Genomic DNA, 21,623 nt, shown 5'->3' with positions numbered 1-21,623 from the left:
ACAAAATGAAACATTTATTAGTAGCACTCACGCTGTCGTTACTATCTACAACGCCAGCATGGTCAATGCCACGACACTATGATTCATTGGCAAAAGACTCTACAGAAGTAAAGAAGAATGACGAGAAAAACAAGAAACAACCTGAGAAAAAGGAAACGGAATATGAGAAACTCATCAAGAAAGGCGGTTCTTTTCAAGAGGGATTGTTTGGTGTAAGGCATATAGAGAAAGACTGGTTCTTTGAGATTCCAGAGGCAGCGCTTGACAGATTGTTCCTCGCTGTGACTCGTTTTGTGTCTGTACCACAGGACTTTGGCTTGCTGAGTGGAGAGGAAGTAAACAACAATACGGTTTATTTCGAACGCTATGATGACAAGACTTTGTTCCTCCGTTCATGGGCCCATACGCAATCAGCTGACCCAAAAAGCAACATCGCTGCACTCGTAAAGAAGTCTACTATCGACCCTATTGTCTATAAATTCGATATTATCGGTAAAGACAATAAAACGGGAAATATGCTCATTAACGTAACAAAGCTCTTTAAAGGTGACAATAAGATTGGTGGGTTTACAGCCTCAGATCGAACTGAAACGAAGTTAGGTGGACTGCAAGATGACCGCACTTTCATCGACACGATTAAGGCTTATCCTATTAATATAGAGGTATCGACATTGCGAACTTATGCTGCAACGCCTGGAAAATCAATGGCTTCACGCGATGGTTTCATGACGTTGAGCCTCAACACCAGCATTGTTGAGCTGCCCGAAAAACCTATGCGACCTCGTTTAGGCGATGAACGTGTGGGCTATTTCAATAAACCTTTGGTCACATTCAGCGACAGAGAAACCAGCAAGCACGATGCCATCATCTCACGTTATCGCTTAGTTCCTAAAGACAAGAAAGCTTATGCGAAAGGTAAACTCTCTGAACCTGAGCACCAAATCGTTTATTATATAGACCCAGCAACGCCAAAAGAGTGGGTGCCTTACCTCATTCAAGGCATCAACGACTGGAATAAAGCTTTCGAAGCTGCCGGTTTCAAGAATGCCATCGTAGGCAAAGAAGTCCCCGAAGGCAGTGATATCAGCCCCGATGATGCCCGTTATTCCTTCCTACGTTACCTGCCTTCAGAGCAAGAGAACGCTTATGGTCCGCGCATAGTTGACCCAAGAAGCGGCGAGATTATTGAGAGTCATATCTGTTGGTACCATAATGTTATGAACTTATTAACCAAATGGTACATGACACAATGTGGTCCATTAGACAAGAGAGCGCAAAAGATGACCTTCGACAAAGACTTGATGGGCAAGCTCATTCGCTTCGTTTCAAGTCATGAAGTGGGCCATACCTTGGGCTTACGTCACAACATGATAGCCAGTCATGCGACGCCCGTTGAGAAGCTACGCGATAAGAATTGGGTCGAGAAATATGGCCATACAGCAAGTATAATGGACTATGCTCGCTTCAATTTTGTTGCTCAACCAGAGGATAATATAGGTGAAGCTGGCCTCTTCCCCCGTATTAACGACTACGATAAATGGGCTATAAAATGGGGCTATCAGTATCGTCCGGAGTTCAAAGATGAGTTTGAAGAGAAGAAGGTTTTGCGCAGTGAGGTGACCAAAGTACTTACAGCGAATCACCGACTACGCTATAAAGGCGACGAAGGTCGTGGGAGAGATCCACGTTCCCAGACTGAAGATCTCGGCGATAACGACATTACTGCTGCCGAATATGGCGTCAAGAACCTCAAGCGTGTGATGCAGAATATCGTAAAATGGACGGCACAACCCGATGATCAGACTGACGATTTAAGCTCTATGTACAGTAGTGTTCGCGGACAGTTCCAACGTTACAGCAACCACGCTCAACGTCACATTGCCGGTGTTTACAGTGATAACTGGCCCTCTGCCCGCAAGAACGACATCGTGCCGGCAGCCCTCCAGAAACAAGCTATCGCTTGGTTTGGCCGTCATCTATTTACAATTCCCACATGGCTCTACCCTGACAGCATCGTCAACAAGCTTGGAGTTGATGCCGACAACGAGGTTACCATGCGCGCCAATGCTGTGCTTTCCTACCTCCTTTCGGCCTATATTCTCTACAATTGCATCAACAACAGCTTCACCGCAAGCCAGCCTTATCCTGTCAACGACTATCTGAATGATGTCTTTCAGGCTGCATGGAAGCCCATGAGTAAAACCGACTTACGTGGCAATAACTTCCGCCGCAGATTGGAACAGAACTACGTTGAGCACATCGGACAAGCCATTTACACCTCCAAGACACCCAAGGAAAACATCAAGTTCACGCGCTCTGATGTCACACTCTATGCGTTGAAGCATCTTGACAAGATTGACAACTTCTGCCGTCAACAGCTGAAGACTACTGATGCCAACAGCATCAATGCACTTCACTACAACAACCTGCTGCTGAAAACAAAGAAGATACGCGATGCTTACAATAAGCCGGATAACGATTAAACAAATGCAACTCTAACACATGAAAGCCCGAGAAAACCGCTAATTCCGTTTTTTCGGGCTTTCTTGATATAGAATAATTAATTCCAACGACGGCCATGATTTACCACGATTTCTTTGTCCATATCCTAACGTGGCACTAACTTTGCAGTGCAATTCAAAGATAAAAGGATAATAATGACAGGAGCCTGACGAGGTTCCCTAAAACTAAAAGAAAGGTAAAAAGATTATGATAACATTAATGATTCTATTAGCAGTGGTCGTAGTAACAGTTTCACTCGCAGTGAATGTGAACGACAAAATCTCTATGGGATGCTAAACTTGGTGTTCTCTTTGAAAGAGAAAGTTTTTCAAAATCAAATATAATGGCGGTTGGATGCAATAGCGTTCAACCGTTTTTTCATTCTTTCTGTTTATGAAAAGACGACCATCGAATGCACAGACACTTTGACTTCGCATCTTTTTCCATAACATAATGTCCTCCCGAGTGAAACGCAACATCCTCCGCATAATAAAAGATTACACAACAACGAACTGCCCGCTACGATAAAGAAGTGAGTAAATGCCGTCGTAATCTGTTATCTGCTGGATATCAAACTGCATAAAAACAACCAACCTATCAGCGTCTGACATCAACGCAGTTACATAAAAAATGGCCGACCATTTCCAGGCCAGCCATCCTATTTTTAGAATTAAGTCATCAGCAAATCTAAGCCTTTTACAGGCCTTAGGTGTACCAAACATCAGATTCAATAATGTGCACCTTGGTTGTTTCATTGTCGTCTTCTCTGCGTAAGTCTTGCAGAATCTGAGGAAGAACAGTTTTTTTCGTGCTCATAATAGTCTTTCTATTAAAGTTGAATAACATCTGATTTATCAATGCAAATATATGAAATTATCAAATACGTGTCAATAGTTTGCACCCTAAAACATATCACTTTTAATATAAATAACGTTAAACAAGCACCAAAACGCTTATTAAAAGACAGCAATAAATGCCTTTTCCTTACGATTTAATACTATTTAGTCAAATTACTGAACAGGTGTAGCTTCGTAGATAGTAAGCCCAAAGTCTGGCGTAACGGCATAGACATACTCCATGATTTCGGCTAATTGATGCTCATACTTTTCCCATTCCTTATCTCTCAAAAAGAAATAAAACTCAAGCGGAAGTCCAGTGTTTGTTGCCTCTTTTTGACATACAATATAAACCATATCGGTGTTAACATAGGCATTATGGCTAAGATATTGTTCGATGAAACGACGATATAAAGCCATATTTACAATATTCCCGGTGAGCTCTTCTGCCTTAAAATAACCCTTATCCACTAACTTCTTACGCAGTGAATCATCTATAACCTTCACACTTCTAAAGTCATAATAGACCATTCTTTTCACTCTTCTACCTGCACTTTGCTGCATCCCCAACCAGTTTTGAAACGAGTCTTCAACGAGTGTTTGCGGTGTAACCGTGACAATAGTATTATCAAAATTCCTCACCTTTACAGTCGTAAGTGAGATCTCTTCCACGATACCATCCACGTTAGATTTAGACACTGTAATCCAGTCTCCCTTATGAAGCATGTCATTACTCGTTAGTCGTATGCCGGCAACAAGGCCTGAAATCGTGTCTTGAAACACCAACATCAAAACGGCAGAAGTGGCACCCAATCCGGCAAACAGCGTCATTGGGCTGCGTCCTATGCCTATCGCAATGATGAAAATAGCAGCCATAAAGATAGCCACAATCTTCAAAACACCTCGCAAAGACTTGAGATATTGCTGCTTAGCCGACCGCTCTGAGGCCGTAATCTCATCGAAACTATCAAGCAAAGCAATGAAAGCTCGCGTCACCATCACCGTGATATAAATGGCTGTAACACGTGCCACAAGCTCACGCACCATATGATATTGATAGAACACGAGCGGCAAAAGTTTCCATACAACAATAGCCGGAACAACGCGACATACCGAAACTAACAGTGCATGATTCCATTTAAGTCCCTTCCGAGAGACTACTTTCGTAATCAAAAGAATCACCCGTCGTGCCACAAAATAGCTCAACCAAGCCAGAAATACAACGGCAACAATCAGCAAAACATGGCGCAAAATGGGAACACCTGCACCATGAACACCACATCGAATGATGATTTCCTCAACAAAATATCTTATTACTTCCATTTCTTTTTACCCTTTATTGGACGTCACAAAGGTAGAACTTTTATCGAAGAATCTATCAGAAATTGACAGAAAATGTGTGTGTCCTCCAAGCGCCTCCACCCTTCCAAACTTACGTTGCGATAGCCTTCTCAAAATGATTGCATTTGAAAACAAACCCTATATCACTCCATATAACACTTTGTTTTCAGAACTTTATAATACATTGACCATCAAACTATTATAAGAAACGAGCCATATCCTAGACAAAAACATATCCAATATATATGTAATTTGCATCAAATCGCACCACAATAACTATCAAATCATCGTGCAATTTGATGTAGAACACAAAGACATTTGCATCATTTTACTTTATGCGTTCCACTAATTTACAAAACATTCTCATAATAAAGAAGTTACAATCAAATTATGTATTTACAACCGATTATTACTCAATATTTTATAGATAATAAGTCAGAAATATGGTTGTTATTTTTAATTGCACATTCTAAAAGGTGAAGATTTAACGCTTTTATTGATTATTAACTCAAAAAGGACATCAACTTGGGTCGTTTCTTCTCTTTTCCTTGCTATTCGTTTCCGATATTCCACTTTTGTTTTGGTCTATCTCATATGTACTGCAAAGGTATTGATTTTTGTTTGATATTGCTCCTTGCTTGCTCCTTGTCGTAGATTAATTTTCACACAGGAATTTTTGTTCTCTTTCTATAGGGGCTTGAAACAATCCATTTATTGGAAACAATTAAAGACGGAGCTGGTTTGCCCCAGTGCTTTTTAAGAAACAGGGCAATTATTTTATCTCCACAAAGGCTCTTGTTCCCAATTATGAGGAAAGCCTAATAAACGAGTTCTTACTGATGGGTATTTCGATAAAAGCTGCTTGAAATCTGCAACAAAAGTGTTGCCCATAGAAATGGAGTTAAGCCAATACACCACATAGCAGAGTTGCGGATAAAGTGTTTGTTCACGGAACGAGAAATCCGTAATCCATGTGTTTGGCATACGCATAAGGCATCATTGGCTTGACAGGAAAGACCCGATTTGACAGTCTTGAATGATGGGCGCAGCAATTACGAAGTACGGGTCTGGGTACGGATTAAAAGGCTAAGTGATTATTTTCAGTCATTTAGCCTTTTTAATTATCTAATTTTTCCCCACATTTTCCCCACAGCTGTCTATTTATATACAGGGCAACCGCATCAAAATAACGTTAGCTTAGGAAACAAACGTAGTTTTCAACCTCCTCCTCTCCCTTATTGTCCATTTTCCTAAAAAAACCATTGGTCCAAATCGAAACTACTACCCCATAAAAATTGATTTTTTGCCCCATATAATTCAAATTTCCCTTGCGGGTAATATTTTTTAAGAAACATGATTTTTGACAACAGGCTATTATTCAGACAAATACAAAATTATGCATTTTTAAGGGGGGATATTGTAAATTGTTGAAACTTCTCATCCTTGTATCCACCCCACTTATCCCTATTAATACAAAATCGACAAGTATTGATTATCAGGTTATTGACATTTTGATGCGGTTGCCCTGATTTATATATTTTAGAAACATATTTTTCCGTAAAGTTATGTACCTTTGTCGGCAAATAAAGATATTCTCGTCAAACAAATATAAATAATATAAACATGGAAAAAAACAGAAAAAAACAAATCGTAGTTTTGAGTATAGCTTTAGTTTGCATTTTCATCTTGGTATTTTCATTGTTCCATAAATCAGCGACAAAAGATAGCGCAAATCCTCCTTTAACAAATGTTTTGACTGATAGCATTTCTCAAATTGTCTCAGCTTGTCCTGGCGAAATTGGTGTGGCGGTTATTGTTAATAACAGAGATACGGTTAAGGTCAATAATAAGAGTGTTTATCCTATGATGAGTGTGTTTAAGGTTCATCAGGCATTAGCTCTTTGTAATGACTTTGACAATAAAGGAATTTCACTTGATACCTTAGTAAATATAAATAGGGATAAACTTGACCCAAAGACTTGGAGTCCTATGCTGAAAGATTATTCAGGGCCAGTCATATCATTGACAGTGAGAGATTTGCTGCGTTATACTCTTACTCAGAGTGACAACAATGCAAGCAACCTTATGTTTAAGGATATGGTTAATGTCGCTCAAACAGATAGTTTTATAGCCACACTCATTCCTCGTTCAAGTTTTCAGATAGCTTATACGGAAGAGGAAATGTCGGCTGACCATAACAAGGCTTACTCTAACTATACATCTCCTCTTGGTGCTGCAATGTTGATGAATCGTTTGTTTACTGAAGGTCTTATCGATGATGAGAAACAAAGTTTCATTAAGAATACGTTAAAAGAATGCAAAACAGGTGTAGATAGGATAGCAGCTCCACTTCTTGATAAAGAAGGGGTTGTTATAGCGCATAAGACAGGTTCAGGTTATGTTAATGAAAATGGTGTTCTTGCAGCTCACAATGATGTTGCCTATATATGTCTGCCTAATAATATCAGTTATACCTTAGCGGTATTTGTTAAGGATTTCAAGGGAAATGAATCACAAGCGTCACAATATGTTGCGCATATATCAGCTGTAGTATATTCTTTATTAATGAAAACTTCAGTAAAATCTTAAACTGCACTTGCTTTGATAATTAATGATAAACAATCTAAAAGCACTCTAATCGTTATCGGAGTGCTTTTAGATTACTAATCAAATTGCTTCTATTATAATTTGAATCCTCTACTTTTTCTTTCTTCCTGTTGCGGCACTCTTGCTCCATATCTAAGCCTGTGCCATTGCTCCCTGAACCAGTCGGCAATCGGCTTCCTGTTTATTGTCAGGTTCAGCCTGCTTTCATCGTCAGGGTCATTTTCCACCCTTAAAATATCATCCTTTATATCAAAGTTCCGCCTGTGTTGCTCGGAATAGATTTTACCGCTACATTTCAGGGCTTCTTTTTTGACTATAAGACTTTCAGTCATTTCTTTAGAGAATCCCAGCATGGCACAAAACTTTTCCATGCGCAGCATTTCCCTGAACATCGGAAACCACCTGAAAGCCTTGTCTATGATTCTGGCGAGCCGTGACAGTTCTTTTTCTTTCATGTCAAGTTCCTGCCTGTGCATTTCTCTGAGATTGTGGATTTGCGTATCATGCTGTTTCTGCATCTGCTGTACTTGGCTCTGCAATTTTTCAATATTGGTGTTCCGTTTTGAAACCTCGTCTTGCAGTTTTTCGTTGGCACGTTCCAGTTCTTTCAGTTTTCCACTCCCGAAAAGAGAAGCAACTCCACTAGTTATGGCTGTCGCTGCCGTGGTGGCTGTCTTCTTTAACTTGTCAGTGCGTATTTCTGATTTCACCTGTTTCAGTTCCTGCTCGGCAAGATTTATCTGTTCTTCTTTGTGCCGTTTGGCTGCATCCATGCGTTGCAGTTCAGCTTTCTGCTTCTCAATGATAAAGTCGTTCCGTTCCAGATGCTCCTTACCAGTGACAGCCTTTGACTGCCCGCGTTCCATCAGCAGGATGTCGGATGCAAGGGTCTGCATCTGCATCATGTCATCGTCATTGAGCTTTCGGCTCTTTCCTGTTTCGTGGTTCATCCAGTCGAAAACGATATGGGCATGATAGTTCGGCTTGAACCATCTGTCCCCGACTTTGAAGCTTTCCCTGTCTTCCGCTTCCGGCTGACCGTTCAGCCAATGCCCTTCATCCTTGTGCAGGAAGATTTGCAGCGGTGTGATTCCCCAGCGTCTTTGACACTCCTCACCGAATTTACGCACGTCTGCCAGTGTGGTGTCCGACCTGACAAGCAGCACTCCTTCACGTATGGGGGAGCATCCCGCAATCTTGACTATTTTACCGTTCTTGCCTTTGCGTTCACGCTCCTTTTCCTGCATGGCACGTCCGGTCTTTTCCTTTACCATCTGTCTGATATTGTCATAATGCATCCGCAAATCCGGACTGCCGAAGTCGGGATTTATCCACTGCTCATTATCGGTGGAGAGTTCTGGAACCACATAGGTTCTGGACTCTCCGATGTGGCGCATGTATTCGGCAGTCCTCCTGTTGTGAGCCTCACTCGATGCGATATTGCAGGGCTTGATATGTATGCTTGATTTTGTTGCCATAGATACTTGTTTTTTGGGTTTGTACTTTATTGTTTGCTTTTCCGCTGTCCGTAAACGCATGGGGTTCTTAGGGGTGCAACCCATAAGCGGAGATTGCAAAGAGAGGGTCACTCTTTGCTCTGGGTTCTCAGGGGAGAAACGCCCTGAGTGGGTCATTAGGGTAAAACCCTAATCCCCTCGGGAGAGCCCACAACTACGTAAGCGGAGCGTGTAGTTATAGTGGGCTATATCAATGGCAAGCCATTGTCTGCAAACTCCAGCCTACGGCTTCCGCTCTCCTCCGTCAGGGAGGTTTTTCATCATCGTTGCCGATTGGAGATGCACCGACCAGCACAAGGTCTAAATCGTCTATCAGTTTTTGCAGGACGGGATTCTTCTCTATCATCCGCTGGAGGATTCTCTCAGCCTCGACCAAGTGGTTGGCTGTACTCATCACCTTGCCCTCCCGTATCTGAAAGATAATCCAATCGGCTATGTCGATATGGGCTTCTTTTTGTTTCGGGGTGGCATTCCTTTCGATGATGTCCGAAACCACCACCTTACAAAAGTACATGCTCTCGGCTCGCTGTTTCCACTCGGCATAAGCATCGGCATCGGGAAAGAGAAGCACGGTTCGCCCTGACAGTACACGGAGTTTCTCTTCTCTCATCTGACTCTTACCACCCGTAGCCAGCCATACATAATCGGGGAAGATAGCAGAACCGATAACGGCACTCTTCTCGGATTCCACCAAGACCACCACCTTGTCGGGATGCGTTTTCAACAAGTGTTCCCCGAAAAGGCATTGGGATAGTTGCCAATCCTCTGCCAACACACGCTGCTTTTTCAATATGCTGTGTATCCAGTTCACTGCCGATGTCTGTCCTCCCTTGATACGGTGTCCGTCTTCGGGATTGTACTGCATCACCTTTCCCGTGCGTACCTTGCCCGTCCTGTCTATCTGCCAAAAGATAACAGAGCCGTCACGGGTAGCCCCCAAACGGTATTCCTCCAACAACCGCTTCAACACCTCTTTCGCCTTGTCGCCATAGTAGGAAGTAAGGAGTGTGAAGAGGAAACGGAAGAAATTGCTACGCTCGCTTTGCGACTTCTCCACATAGTGAGGGGGAATATAGCCGATGGCTGTCGGCTTACTTTGCTGCTTCACTTTCTTCTGCTCTGCTCTTTGCCTGTCAAAAGAGAAATCATTGGTAGTTCTGTGTTCAGGATGCTCTTGAAAATACTCTTTCGGAGTGTAGTGATACCCACAACCGCTTTCGTGGTTACATCTGCCGACCGATGGATGCAACGGCACATTATTTTCGTCCACGTAATAGACGAAAGAATGCCTGTCTCCGCATTTGGGGCAGGTATGCCGTGTTGCCGTTCCTTTATACTTCTGTAATGAATAATTGCCCATAGCTTAGTCCGTTTTTGATGGTTGATTGTCGGCTGTCCCATCCTGTCCCATTGTCCCACACTCTAAGGGTTGGGACAGTGGGACACTTGGGACACCTGCGTTTTTACTCTCTTTGCTGCGCTGGATGATACGGTTTACGGTGGACTTGCCACAATTCACCTGTGAGGCTATCTCCCTGACGGACTTGCCCGATTGGGAGAGTTGCAGAATTTGGCAATCCCTTTGGCTTGATTCATTGTCGCCCAATTTTTTCAAGTGTTCCTTTTCCGTGGAATAGCCCCTGAACACGAACTGCAAGAAAGCATCCACCTTGTCAATCTCGTAAACGATTACATTATCCGCATCATGAGAGAACGTGCCATAGCGCACTTTAAGCTGCTTCACATAGCGAAGCCCTCCGTCTTGGGCACTTTTTCCAATGGTGAACACGCTGTCAAAGAAATTGTAGAGCCGTTTGCTTCCGGCAAGGTCGTTGGATGTGATGGGACAATCCAAAGAGCGTTTGGGCGTATGTGCCAGGACAAGGATAGAGAGCGCATATCTCTTTTTGAGATTGTTCAGCTGAATCATCAGCCGTCCTGCGGCATCGCCTTTCTCCATGGCGCAACACAGGTAGGTAAGATTGTCAATGATGAAAATCTTGCAGTCGGTCTGCACAGCCATCTGTTCAATGCCGCCTATGATAGCTTCCTCAAAGTTGGCATCCAAAAGCTGGTTGCAGTCAATAGACACCCGATAGATTTTGTCGGGAAAGGTGTAGAGCTCTCCATGCTCGTTGGTATAGCGGAGCTGGAACTGCTTTTCGGACAGTTCAAAGTCCAGATACAGCACATTGTCGGTTCGGGCGATGCGGTCGGCTATCTGCACGGCAAGGATGGACTTGCCCACGTTGGAATCGGCAAACAAGCAGGAGAGTTCCCCCTCGTACCAAAAGCTGTCCCACAGCGCACGGGGCGTAGGCAATAACGATGCTTCAAGAATGGTTTGGTTTGCCGTCTTGATATTCATCATGCCTACACTGTCGGGCATACCGTTATGCGCTTGGGATGCTTTTGTGAGGTCGCCACGTATCAGGTTGATATAGTTCTTATCCTCTTCCATATCATTCACCAGTTACGTGGGTTGGGCTTGCGACGGTGGGAAGAGGATAAGGACTTGTTCAGTTCCTCGTCTGACAACGGTATGGGATTCTTTCGGGCGGTTTCCAGCCACTTGTCCAGTTCGTCACGGTAAAGGCAATAGCGTTTGCCGGGCTTGGTGGCAGGGATTGTCCCTTCTGACAGTTTCATGTAGAGCGTACCCTTAGGGATACCTAAATACTCTGCTGCCTCGTCCACAGACATGGGCACGTGGGTGTCCACCGTTTTGGCATTGTTCACACTGCGCTGCTCGGCGAGCAGGCTTTTCAGGCTCATCACTTCGTCTCGAAGCTGAGCGACAACCTCGGGGAGGTCGTTGAAGGTAAGAATTGATTTTTCCATTCGCGTACTCGTCTCTTTTGTAAGACTTGGCGCAAAGGACTGAAATGATATATCCGTGAATATCTCCACGACACGTCATTGCAAAATAATTCCCGAATAATTAAGCCCAGCCATAAATGACGGGTAAAATTACTCGGGAAACGATGTAAAACAGGCGGTTATGAGTTACCGGATGGTTGTCGTTGGTGTCGTGATTATCCTAATTCCGCACATAATCCTCGGGATAGTGGAAATCAAGTTTGCCGTTTTCGGGTTCATCAATGGGAATTTCCGTCTTTAACGGCTCTACCTTGAAATTCTTGATGGTTGATAAGTCTGTATCAGCAAACGATTTCGGGAAAAGGGCTTTGATGAACTTGGCACGGTTATCCCCATTGTAGTATCTCTTGTACAGGAAACGCTCAGAGATATTCCATACGAAGTGACGGAGTGGAATGTTGTTGATGTCTTTGGTAAACGGTCTTTGTATGGGCTTCGGGGTATAAGTGTTAAGATTCATCCATTTGTCCACCTCAGTACAGATGTGGTTCACGGTTTCTTGGTCGGCAATGCGAGGCAGGTAATAATGGCAATACTCCATGACCATGCGGATGCGCTCTTCCTTTTCCCGTTGCTCTCTGCTTGCGTAATTGGCACGGTTCTTTTCGTGAAGATCCGGGGCGATAGTAAGCTCTATCGGTTGTGTTTGGATAAGTGTCTCTTCTTTTGTCGGGGATGATTCGGGTACAGGCTCAGGGACTGATGTAGGTCCAGGCACAGATGTGGCTTCTTCAAGTGTATTTTGTGACAGTTCTTCCTGCACCTCTATGGCTTCGGCAATCGTTTCTTTCTTGCCGAACTTGATTTTGTAGATTTCGTATGTATCAAAGATAAGTGTCTGAAAGGAGAGATAGAGCAACCATCCCAACAGGTTACAGCATACGAATACTATCCACCTGACAAAGTTGTCTTGGTTGAAGCTGTCCGCTATTACCAGCGTGGCAATGGAAGATATTAGGACGATGGCGAAGCCGACAAAGCCCAAGATGATGTATTTGTCCTTGATTGATGATTCCATATTTCGTTGAGAGATTGAATGTTCCTGTATTATTTTGTGCAAAGTTAATGCTATTTTTCCCAATTACTGCCCGTTATTTGCGGTTAGAACGGTCTTTTTCAATGTATTTCACGAAATGTCATCATATCATACTCTGTTTCATACTCTGAGGGGCTTATAAATGGTGGCATCAAGCCAAAAACATAGAGGGGCGATTATAGCCTTGTAGCCATAACCGCCCCTCTGAATACCTGTCAATGTGAGACATTTATGCCTCCTTGCGCTTCAAGGTTATCTTGTCCACCACCTGACACATCTGCTGCGCTGCTATCTTGGAATAGATTTGTGTGGTGGTAATGTTCTTATGTCCGAGATAGGCTTGGATGACAGCCATGTCCGTTCCCATTTCCACGTGCAGGCTTCCGAAGCTGTGGCGGGTACAGTGAAAGGTGATTTTCTTGGTTATCCCTGCTGCCGTGAGCCACCGTTGGAGTGGTCCTTGCAGCATCTTGTCCTTGAAATCCTCAAAGATAAGTCCCTCGCCCCGTTCTCCCAGCAGTCCATAGGCTTCATCACTGATGGGGTTATGCACTATTTCTTTGGTTTTCTGCATACGGGTGGTAACGAACATCCTGCCGTTGGTGTATGGTTGTATCTGCTGCCACGTGAGCTGTCTGATGTCGCTCTTTCTCAGTCCCGTAAGACAGGCGAAAAGAAAAGCTTTTTTCAAGACCTCCTCCTCACAGGGTGTTTCGGCAAGCCGTATCAGTTCCTCTTGGCTCAAATGCTCCCTGATGGTGGGAATGCACTCGATGCGGTCTAAGAAGCCGTTTGGGTTCTCCTTTATCTTCCTGTCACGGTAGGCGGTGTGCAGCACGGCACGGAAAGTTGACCAATAGCCTGCTGCGGAGTTGATGTGCAGCTTTTGGTTGGTGTGGATGGATTGGGGTGCATCAAGCAGGTATTCCATGAACTTGCGGCACAAATCCACATCCACCTCCTCAAAGGTGCATTTGCCGTTCACGAACCGCTGGAAATGCTTGTATACGTGCTGCCACTTGATATTCTTGCGGTCAGCCAGTCCTTTGAAATAGGCAAGGAAATCGCCCTTCATCTTGGTCTTGTCAAAAAAGCCGTTGTTTTCATTGAAAATGGCTTCGTAGCGCTGGTTGCGCAGGATGACCGCTTTCTTCATCATGCGTGCGTTGAAGTCCCGTTCCTGCTGGTTTGCAGGTTTGGCGAAGATGTAAATTCCTAAGGCTTCACGTGTAATCACTCTCATGGTGACATTGTCACGGTAGCCGGGATAGTAGTCAAGGCATAGTGAATACTGTGTCCCGTTCTTAATCTTGCGCTTACGCAAGGTAACTGTTTTGCATTTACTCATAATAATTATGTTTTAATTGGTTGTATACATTTTGGAGTTGTATCCATGTTTCCGATGGCAAAGGAACAACGTGAAATATCCGTGAATACCTCCACGATACATCATTTTGAAATAATTTTCGATAATCCCGATTTTTCACGGTTATTTGTTCCTTTCAGCCATGACACGCTCCACATCTGAGCGCAAAAGCAGGTTTTTCACACCCACCTTTATCTTTTCGATGTGCTTCACCTTGACGATATGGCAGATGTTGGCTGACGAAAGACCATAGATTTGCTGCACCTGCTCAACGGTATAGTAGCGTTCATCGTTCACAAGGTCAGTTCTGCGGAGTTCGTTCAAATGTGATTTGGAGTAATAGGTACGCCCGTACTCTCTTTTAGTGGGTATCTTATGGCGATAGGTGTAGGCACGGAGTGCGGTCGGCTTCATGCCGAACAGTTCCTCCACCTCCTCGGTCAGTAGCCAGTCGGTAATTTCGCTAATATCAACTGCCACACCGAAAAACTCGTCAATATGCTTCTTGCTGTAATAGTTCTTTCCTGCGATACGGCAGATGGGGATATGGTTACGCTTGGCGGAAGTGTAAAGCCATGACTGCTTTACCTTAAAAAGGGACATCACCTCCTCGCCCGAATAGAAGTCCAACACTTCTTCGCTTTCCTTTTCCCTTTTTTCTCTTTTGGCAGGTAAGGAAGATGAAGATGATTTCCTTGGTGTGGAGGTGTTGCCGGGCAGGATGCGGTGATAGGGATTGCCCTCCAACATCTGCTCGATGTCGGCTCTGCGGATGAATGCCATGCGGTTGCTGATGCGTGAGGCTTTCAGCTTGCCGATGGCTACAAGTTTGTAAATGTACTGTCGGGAACAGCCCATGAGGATGGCTGCTTTGGAAAAGGTGAGATACTCCTGATGCTGTATCTCCATCAAGGGTTGGGCGACTTTGAAGAGGTTGTTCTTCTGCATCACTCTGGCTCGTTTGGCTTCTGCCTGACAAGCCTCACTGCAATATCTTTGCATACCGCTTCGGGTTACAAAGGACTTGCCGCAAAAACTGCATTTTCTGGTTGCTTTCATACCGTTTTATCGTTTAATGGTTCATTTCTTCAATCCTATATCTCTGAAATGGTAAACGGATGTGAACGGAAGTCAACCATTGTCGCTTTTCTACACAGTGTGACTGTTTCCGCATATCGGGGCGGTTATTGTCGCTTGTCGTAAACGGTTGTAAACCCTTGTCAACTGTCTGCACGGTGTGACAAAAAACAAGCCCCGCAAATTCTCCACGTCAGAAATACGTCTCAAAAATATGTGGAAATTTGGGAAGCGACAAATGGCAACCGAAAAGTGTTAAATTTTAGAATATGCTGGTAATTAAAGATTTACACTCGGATATTTCTGATTAGTTTTGGTTGTTCTATGGTTATAAATACAATCTGAAAACATCCCATTTCTTCTATTGTGTAAGTGTCAAGAAAACTAAAATAAAGAGATAAAGATTTGCAAACAACAACCCACAAAATCTTTTATAATAGAATCATACCACAGAAAACGACTTTAGAATTATTAATATTTAAGCAATGTATCATTATATTCTTATCCATTAAGAAATGCTAAGTAATAGATAAGAGCATACTTCACATATTGTAATTATAAGCTATTTTAAGTAAAATAAAATAAAAAGAAAGTTTTTCCTCTATTTACTTTGAGAATCAAAAGCCTTTTCTTACTTTTGTATTGAATTTGTTTTTGAAGACCTATTCTACAGACCAAACTGTTAAAAAGGAGTGTTGCCGAAAGGCATTATAAATAAAATGACCTAATAAACAAAGGATTTATGAAACGTATTCTTATAAATTTTTGTAATCATGTTAGGCTGCATGAGCACCTATGCAAAGCATGTTGACATCACCATTACTACTTCATGTGGTTATGAATACCACGTTAGTAAAATCGGAGACAACGTAAATGGTAGACTGATGGTTGATTTTGCGGAATATATAGAGTATGCATTCTGCGGATAATATAACAAAGTAAAAACCTAAAATTGCCATTCGTTCCTGCATCAAAAGCAGGATTGGATGACATATTTATAATCTTATATGTATCAGAAACTTTTAGTTTTCATACTTACAATTATACCTAACTACTCCATAAAAGCTCAAAACTCATTAAAAGCAAACAAAGAGATTAGATATTGTGTGACTTCTATCATTGACACGGTTACCAATCGCGTTGCTACAGATACCTGCCATTTAAGATTGAATCCAGACGTTTCACTTTTCTTCAATCAGGACGATTTCAAGTTAGATTCACTAAGACATAACGACTTTAGTAAATGGACTGAAATGATGAGTAATAGTCTTTCGAAGAAAATAAGAAATGGAGATGGGAACTTTACTTGTATAGTTCAAAAAGACTTTAAACAGAGAAGATATACTTTTGAGGATAGAATATCTACTGATAGATTCAGATATGTTGATAGTATTCCTACCTACAAATGGGAAATTATAAAGGAATTTAAACTTATAGCAGGGCGGAAATGTCAGAAAGCTATAATGACATATATGGGAAGAAACTATGTAGCATGGTTCGAAATTAATAGCAATCTGCATGATGGTCCTTGGAAATTGTGTGGTTTGCCAGGATTAATCCTTGAAGCTTATGATTTGAAACGCGAGTATGTTTTTACCTATATTGATGAATATTCGACTGACACCGAGATGTCACTCCCTACTTCCAAGCATTACAATATAGACAAATCAACGTTTCTCAAACAGCAAACTGAATTCTATAAGAACCCTATTTCATACATGGAACAAAATTCAACAATCAAAATAAAGTTTGGAAATTCACAGAATCCGATGAGAGATGAGTTATCAAACAACTACAGACATAAACCTTTAGAAATAACAACAAAATGAAAAAGATTATATCATTACTTATCCTAATATTAGGAACTATTACATGTATGGCCTCATCAGACAATGCATCTATAGAGTGTTTCTATCGATTAACTTACCTTTCTGACACTGTCAATCAAGTAAAAAAGGAAGCTACAATGGTGCTGAGGGTCGGGAAAACTAAATCATTGTTTTATTCAGAAGCAGCATTTGAACGCGATTCTCTATTAAGAAAACAGTATTCAAGTATGGCAGAAATTAAAGCAATCAATGATAGTATAAAAAATAAATATGGAAGAATCAATGCTTCTTATTATGTATTAAAGGATTTCCATACAAAGAAATTAGAGTTCATCGACAAGGTAATTCAGACGTATGAGTATACGGAAAGTCTCCCACAAATAAAGTGGACACTCGTAAATCAGAAAAAGAAAATTGGCGCATATGAATGCCAAAAAGCTACATGCAGCTATGCAGGGAGGAACTATGAAGCATGGTTTACCACAGATATACCTCTTAGTGATGGCCCATGGAAATTCAATGGACTTCCAGGATTAATACTCGAAGTCTATGATACACAACACCATTACGAGTTTACTTTCCTTGGAATACAAAACTGTTCAGGTAATATCTACATTCCAGTAGATGATTATGTAAAAACAACGAAAAACGATTATCTACATATAAAACAACGTTCTATTGATGATCCTAAGGCATTCCTTGCAGGATTGGCTACCACTCTTGGAATCAAAGGGAATGGAGACAAACTTCCACAGAAGCGTATTTTCTATGCAACAATGGAACGCTTACGTTAAACGATATGAGTATTACCAAGATTACTTGCTTAAGATTATGAAAAGAATTAAGTATTATTATACAATAGTTCCTACTTAAAGGAAAGACAAAACAAGCCCTTTTAATAAATGAACAAGACTAAATTGAGGGCTTGAGAAACTAATATAGAGATGAGATTTAAGGTTTTTCTCATATTATTATTACACTTTTTATCCCTAAGATGCCAGGAAATAACCCTTACAGGTATAGTTACTGACACTGAAAATAATGCTCCAATTGCAGGTGTAATGATAAGCCTTCAAAATAGTAATGGGTTTACATATAAGAATACGACTACTACACAAGAAGGATATTTTAAGCTTAGTATTTCAAAAGAGCTATTATCTAATAGTAAATTATTTGCCAGTTGTATTGGCTATCAAACAGAATCTATATCTTTAACTGATAGGCTAAATTATAACTTTTCACTGAAATCAAAAGCATTTACCATAAAAGAAGTATACGTAAAATCATCCAAAATCACCCATAAAAACGACACAACAAGTTACCTTGTATCTTCTTTTGCTACAAAAAAAGACAGAACAATTGGTGAGGTTCTACGGAATATGCCGGGAATTGAAGTTAATAAAGATGGTAAAATTGCCTATAATGGTAAAGCTATTGATAACTTCTTTATAGAGGGGGTTGACCTTTTTGATGGCCAATATAACATTGCAACTCGAAATATCTCACATGAAATTATCTCTCGAGTCGATGTCATCGAGAATCATCAAACAGCAAAAGTATTACGGGATAGCAAGAATATAGGCGGAACTATCTTAAATCTTAGTCTTAAAAATAAGGTTAAAGGAAAATGGACGGGTAAGTTTAGACAAGCAGATGGATTACCCAAACTGTGGGAAAGCGAATTATTCGGAGCGAACCTTACAGCTAAAAGACAACATGCTATCACCATAAAGAGCAACAATAGTGGAAAGGATATATTGACAGAGAACAAGAGCCTAACACTTGAAGAATATCTTGAAAAGAGCAATAGGAATATACTCCAACCTCTGATGTCGATTTCACAACCTATCCCCTACATGCTTTCTGAAGACCGAGTACGTAATGGTCGAACTCACTTATTAAACTTTGGTTCAATAAAACCCATCTCAAATTCGACCATACTACGTACGAAACTTTACTTCACGGATTATCGAAACAAAATCAGGCAGACTGAAAACGTGTCTTATTTCATGACAGACACGACATTAATCCGTTCAACAAAAGAAACTAATATACTCAATGATAAAGAGTTGGGTGCCTCAATCTTGCTTAAAACCGATGGGGAAAAATATTTCTTTTCCAATGAGCTTAAGTATTCTTCACAATGGCAACGTAGTAGAAATATCGTCAAAGGAGATTATAACAACACTTCAGATATTCATTCAGATATACATCATTTTGAGAACAAACTACGTTGGGTTAAACCCTGGAATAAAAATTACTTGCAGGTAATTTCAACTAATGAATTTACAATTATGCCTGAAAAGATTGACCTTTTATACAAGTTTCAAAAAGAACAACATATTAACAGGCAACTCTTTTTGTCTTCTAATAAATTAAATTATACTTGCAATATCGCTCGGATAGCAGTGGCATTAGAAGCTGAAACACAAATATCGACTTTAGCTGCTAAATCTAAATACTTCCAGAGTGAGAATGATTCTATTCATAATGCAAACTTCAATTATAATTATTTTGCCGAAATTCTCAAAGCTATTTTTACCTACAAGTATCATGGGAAGCATATAGAGCTGCAACTCCCCTATAGTATCTATCATTATATTCATGCCGATAAGAATAATAAAATATATTGTGCACCAAAGTTAAAAATAGAATGGCAGTTCAATGCAAAATGGAAATCACGAGCTACTATGACATTAGGGACCAAAGAACCAATGGTAAACACTTTCTTTCCCATTAATGTAATGACTGATTATAAGACGCTCCACACACGACCATCATTTATTCAAAGTAATGAGAATCAAAGTGCAAGTTTAGCTTTATTCTATACAGATTATCAACACATGCTCTTTGCTAATCTTAGTGTTGGCTATTATTTGAATAACAACAAACTTCAAACGATAAAACAGATTGACAGAGAACAAGTTCTTTATTCATGGATAAAAGGAGACAACAAAATCAAAATGAAGATTCTTATGGGGAATATTAGCAAACAAATTGACGCAATTCATGGATCAGTCAATGTTAAATGGAATATTACCAATAATGAAGCTGCAATATTACAAAATGGTAATACTATTCCCTATAATACTATATCATCATTAACTTCACTTGAAATAAATGCATCACCTTATTCATGGTGGGATATAAACTACAGCTTAGACTATAATAAAAACACTCTAAAGCTATTCAAATCTACAAGTACATCTAAAATATTTAAGATGAATTTGACTTCATCCTTCTATCCTATTGAATCATTAGAACTATCTACTAAAGTTGAATATAATAAGTATCAATCTAATCACAACAAAGTACTCAATACGATTCTTTGTGATATGAATATCATATATAAATATAAGAAGATAGATTTTACACTTAGTTTCAGTAACCTATTTAATCAAAAGTTTTATTCAAACACTTCATTTAACGATATAAGCTATTTAGAACAATGTATATCTTTACGTAAAAGAAATGTCTTACTTGGAGCAACTCTCTACTTCTGAACTGATAAATTATAACACCTTTTCCACCGAACAATAAGAAGTTTTATATTTACTTTCATCACATTCTTGATTGTTCTATGACTTTTTTATATCTTTGTCACAAACAAAATATATAAAAATGAGTTTATTTAGCAGTGAAGTTGATGAATCAAAATTTGTGATTGATCAACAATTTGTAAGCACATTACCAAACATTATGGGTTATGAGATTAAGGAACAACGTGGGCTTTTCGTAGATTATAGTAGGAGAATCAATCCTGAACGCTGCTTAAGAAACGTGATACAAAAGGCTTATGACGCTGGCTGTAATGCCTTTGTAAACCTGCGAATCAGCGCTTCTGCAGACCAGACTGTTGTCTATGGTGACGGCGTAATTATCGAACGAAGATGAAGAAAGCCATTATCATGGGAGCCAGTAGTGGCATTGGCTATGAGCTTGCAAGGCTATTGATTGCACAAAACTGGGCAGTTGGCGTGGCCGCACGACGTGAAGACAGGTTGGAAAAGCTACGGAGTTTGGCACCAGAACGTGTCTTTGCGGCTCGCATAGACATTCAAGAAGAACAGGCTGTAGACGCATTGCACAAGCTCATTGAACGCATGAAAGGAATGGATCTCTATCTTCATGTGTCGGGAATTGGGTGGCAAAACCCCGCATTGGATAGCGAAAGAGAACTACAAACCATGCAAACTAACGTCATTGGATTTACCAAAATGGTAGATGCCGCCTTTCATTTCTTTTCGTCGAAAGGCGGAGGTCACATTGCCTGTATCACGTCGATAGCCGGCACAATGGGGCTGGGTCCTGCACCAGCTTATAGTGCTTCGAAGGCAATGCAAAGCAAATATCTTCAAGCTTTGGAGCAACTTGCCGCCAATCGGAAGTTGAATATCCGCTTCACTGATATTCGTCCAGGCTTCGTTGACACGCCTTTATTAGGCGAAACAACACATTTCCCAATGCTCATGAAAACAAAAGATGTGGCAAAATCTATTCTTCGTGCGATTGAAAAGCAAAGACATTGCTATGTTGTTGACTGGCGTTGGCACATCGTCACGCTTTTATGGCAATGTATTCCTAATTGGTTATGGCGAAACATGCGCTTGATCAGGAAAACATAAGGGCTGA

The 21,623-nt window shown here is 41.0% G+C and carries 17 protein-coding genes; 8 read left to right on the top strand and 9 right to left on the bottom strand.

Annotation, left to right across the window (positions count from 1 at the left end; all coding sequences use genetic code 11):
• Positions 1 to 5: 5 nt before the first annotated feature.
• Entirely contained in the window at positions 6 to 2,483 is a 2,478-nt protein-coding gene (locus HMPREF9145_RS01380; RefSeq protein ID WP_021824738.1) for a zinc-dependent metalloprotease, read from the top strand.
• Between the two features lie 1,029 nt (positions 2,484 to 3,512).
• Here the strand turns inward: HMPREF9145_RS01380 and HMPREF9145_RS01365 are convergent.
• On the bottom strand, positions 3,513 to 4,661 hold the full coding sequence (locus HMPREF9145_RS01365) for a mechanosensitive ion channel family protein (protein ID WP_021824591.1): 1,149 nt from the start codon (positions 4,659 to 4,661) through the stop codon (positions 3,513 to 3,515).
• Between the two features lie 795 nt (positions 4,662 to 5,456).
• The gene (locus tag HMPREF9145_RS12600) at positions 5,457 to 5,663 is read right to left on the bottom strand and encodes an Abi family protein (protein WP_008777678.1); all 207 of its coding nucleotides are present in this window, start codon (positions 5,661 to 5,663) and stop codon (positions 5,457 to 5,459) included.
• Between the two features lie 639 nt (positions 5,664 to 6,302).
• Between HMPREF9145_RS12600 and HMPREF9145_RS01360 the strand changes: the two genes are divergently transcribed.
• Complete coding sequence (locus HMPREF9145_RS01360; RefSeq protein WP_036906175.1) at positions 6,303 to 7,268, top strand: CfxA family broad-spectrum class A beta-lactamase; 966 nt, start codon at positions 6,303 to 6,305, stop codon at positions 7,266 to 7,268.
• A 92-nt stretch (positions 7,269 to 7,360) separates the two neighbouring features.
• Here HMPREF9145_RS01360 and HMPREF9145_RS01355 read toward each other — a convergent pair whose 3' ends face one another.
• The 7 genes from HMPREF9145_RS01355 to tnpA form a co-directional block, all read right to left on the bottom strand.
• Positions 7,361 to 8,764, bottom strand: a complete 1,404-nt coding sequence (locus HMPREF9145_RS01355) for a hypothetical protein (RefSeq protein ID WP_004339684.1) — start codon at positions 8,762 to 8,764, stop codon at positions 7,361 to 7,363.
• A 283-nt stretch (positions 8,765 to 9,047) separates the two neighbouring features.
• Positions 9,048 to 10,163 carry a DUF6371 domain-containing protein gene (locus tag HMPREF9145_RS01350; RefSeq protein WP_004292742.1) on the bottom strand — a complete coding sequence of 372 codons (1,116 nt, stop codon included), beginning with the start codon at positions 10,161 to 10,163 and terminating at the stop codon, positions 9,048 to 9,050.
• 3 nt (positions 10,164 to 10,166) lie between these two features.
• Positions 10,167 to 11,264 (bottom strand): AAA family ATPase, encoded by a 1,098-nt coding sequence (locus tag HMPREF9145_RS01345; protein ID WP_004338330.1) that lies wholly within the window; start codon positions 11,262 to 11,264, stop codon positions 10,167 to 10,169.
• A 5-nt stretch (positions 11,265 to 11,269) separates the two neighbouring features.
• Entirely contained in the window at positions 11,270 to 11,644 is a 375-nt protein-coding gene (locus HMPREF9145_RS01340; RefSeq protein ID WP_004338328.1) for an excisionase family DNA-binding protein, read from the bottom strand.
• Positions 11,645 to 11,843: 199 nt separating this feature from the next.
• The gene (gene tnpC / locus HMPREF9145_RS01335; RefSeq protein ID WP_004339687.1) at positions 11,844 to 12,701 is read right to left on the bottom strand and encodes a transposon Tn4555 protein TnpC; all 858 of its coding nucleotides are present in this window, start codon (positions 12,699 to 12,701) and stop codon (positions 11,844 to 11,846) included.
• A gap of 247 nt (positions 12,702 to 12,948) precedes the next feature.
• Positions 12,949 to 14,067, bottom strand: coding sequence for a tyrosine-type recombinase/integrase (locus HMPREF9145_RS01330; protein WP_004338318.1), 1,119 nt, complete (start codon positions 14,065 to 14,067; stop codon positions 12,949 to 12,951).
• A gap of 141 nt (positions 14,068 to 14,208) precedes the next feature.
• Entirely contained in the window at positions 14,209 to 15,144 is a 936-nt protein-coding gene (tnpA, locus tag HMPREF9145_RS01325) for a transposon Tn4555 protein TnpA (RefSeq protein WP_004292844.1), read from the bottom strand.
• Positions 15,145 to 15,935: 791 nt separating this feature from the next.
• Between tnpA and HMPREF9145_RS13350 the strand changes: the two genes are divergently transcribed.
• From HMPREF9145_RS13350 to HMPREF9145_RS01300, 6 genes are all read left to right on the top strand, one after another.
• Complete coding sequence (locus HMPREF9145_RS13350; protein WP_155945250.1) at positions 15,936 to 16,091, top strand: hypothetical protein; 156 nt, start codon at positions 15,936 to 15,938, stop codon at positions 16,089 to 16,091.
• Positions 16,092 to 16,169: 78 nt separating this feature from the next.
• Positions 16,170 to 16,991, top strand: coding sequence for a GLPGLI family protein (locus HMPREF9145_RS12455; RefSeq protein WP_021824776.1), 822 nt, complete (start codon positions 16,170 to 16,172; stop codon positions 16,989 to 16,991).
• Positions 16,988 to 17,785: a GLPGLI family protein gene (locus HMPREF9145_RS01315; protein WP_021824580.1), complete on the top strand. Its 798-nt coding sequence runs from the start codon at positions 16,988 to 16,990 to the stop codon at positions 17,783 to 17,785. Before HMPREF9145_RS12455 ends, HMPREF9145_RS01315 begins: the two co-directional genes overlap by 4 nt.
• Positions 17,786 to 17,935: 150 nt before the next feature.
• Positions 17,936 to 20,494 (top strand): carboxypeptidase-like regulatory domain-containing protein, encoded by a 2,559-nt coding sequence (locus HMPREF9145_RS01310; RefSeq protein WP_021824605.1) that lies wholly within the window; start codon positions 17,936 to 17,938, stop codon positions 20,492 to 20,494.
• Between the two features lie 118 nt (positions 20,495 to 20,612).
• Positions 20,613 to 20,885, top strand: coding sequence for a YbjQ family protein (locus HMPREF9145_RS01305; protein ID WP_007134531.1), 273 nt, complete (start codon positions 20,613 to 20,615; stop codon positions 20,883 to 20,885).
• Positions 20,882 to 21,616: an SDR family NAD(P)-dependent oxidoreductase gene (locus tag HMPREF9145_RS01300; RefSeq protein ID WP_021824694.1), complete on the top strand. Its 735-nt coding sequence runs from the start codon at positions 20,882 to 20,884 to the stop codon at positions 21,614 to 21,616. Before HMPREF9145_RS01305 ends, HMPREF9145_RS01300 begins: the two co-directional genes overlap by 4 nt.
• The last annotated feature ends 7 nt before the right edge of the window (positions 21,617 to 21,623 follow it).

This window comes from Segatella salivae F0493 (assembly GCF_000477535.1).
GTDB classification, from domain to species: domain Bacteria; phylum Bacteroidota; class Bacteroidia; order Bacteroidales; family Bacteroidaceae; genus Prevotella; species Prevotella salivae.
This window is presented reverse-complemented; position numbering and strand designations above follow the sequence as displayed.

Excerpts from the sequence above, each read along its gene's own strand:
- HMPREF9145_RS12600 (WP_008777678.1), bottom strand. The coding sequence starts at position 5,663 with ATGCCAAACACATGGATTACGGATTTCTCGTTCCGTGAACAAACACTT.
- HMPREF9145_RS01305 (WP_007134531.1), top strand. The coding sequence starts at position 20,613 with ATGAGTTTATTTAGCAGTGAAGTTGATGAATCAAAATTTGTGATTGAT.
- HMPREF9145_RS01345 (WP_004338330.1), bottom strand. The coding sequence starts at position 11,264 with ATGGAAGAGGATAAGAACTATATCAACCTGATACGTGGCGACCTCACA.
- HMPREF9145_RS12455 (WP_021824776.1), top strand. The coding sequence starts at position 16,170 with ATGTATCAGAAACTTTTAGTTTTCATACTTACAATTATACCTAACTAC.
- tnpA (WP_004292844.1), bottom strand. The coding sequence starts at position 15,144 with ATGAAAGCAACCAGAAAATGCAGTTTTTGCGGCAAGTCCTTTGTAACC.
- HMPREF9145_RS01365 (WP_021824591.1), bottom strand. The coding sequence starts at position 4,661 with ATGGAAGTAATAAGATATTTTGTTGAGGAAATCATCATTCGATGTGGT.
- HMPREF9145_RS01315 (WP_021824580.1), top strand. The coding sequence starts at position 16,988 with ATGAAAAAGATTATATCATTACTTATCCTAATATTAGGAACTATTACA.
- HMPREF9145_RS01330 (WP_004338318.1), bottom strand. The coding sequence starts at position 14,067 with ATGAGTAAATGCAAAACAGTTACCTTGCGTAAGCGCAAGATTAAGAAC.
- HMPREF9145_RS01340 (WP_004338328.1), bottom strand. The coding sequence starts at position 11,644 with ATGGAAAAATCAATTCTTACCTTCAACGACCTCCCCGAGGTTGTCGCT.
- HMPREF9145_RS01310 (WP_021824605.1), top strand. The coding sequence starts at position 17,936 with ATGAGATTTAAGGTTTTTCTCATATTATTATTACACTTTTTATCCCTA.
- HMPREF9145_RS01355 (WP_004339684.1), bottom strand. The coding sequence starts at position 8,764 with ATGGCAACAAAATCAAGCATACATATCAAGCCCTGCAATATCGCATCG.
- HMPREF9145_RS13350 (WP_155945250.1), top strand. The coding sequence starts at position 15,936 with ATGTTAGGCTGCATGAGCACCTATGCAAAGCATGTTGACATCACCATT.
- tnpC (WP_004339687.1), bottom strand. The coding sequence starts at position 12,701 with ATGGAATCATCAATCAAGGACAAATACATCATCTTGGGCTTTGTCGGC.
- HMPREF9145_RS01360 (WP_036906175.1), top strand. The coding sequence starts at position 6,303 with ATGGAAAAAAACAGAAAAAAACAAATCGTAGTTTTGAGTATAGCTTTA.
- HMPREF9145_RS01300 (WP_021824694.1), top strand. The coding sequence starts at position 20,882 with ATGAAGAAAGCCATTATCATGGGAGCCAGTAGTGGCATTGGCTATGAG.
- HMPREF9145_RS01350 (WP_004292742.1), bottom strand. The coding sequence starts at position 10,163 with ATGGGCAATTATTCATTACAGAAGTATAAAGGAACGGCAACACGGCAT.
- HMPREF9145_RS01380 (WP_021824738.1), top strand. The coding sequence starts at position 6 with ATGAAACATTTATTAGTAGCACTCACGCTGTCGTTACTATCTACAACG.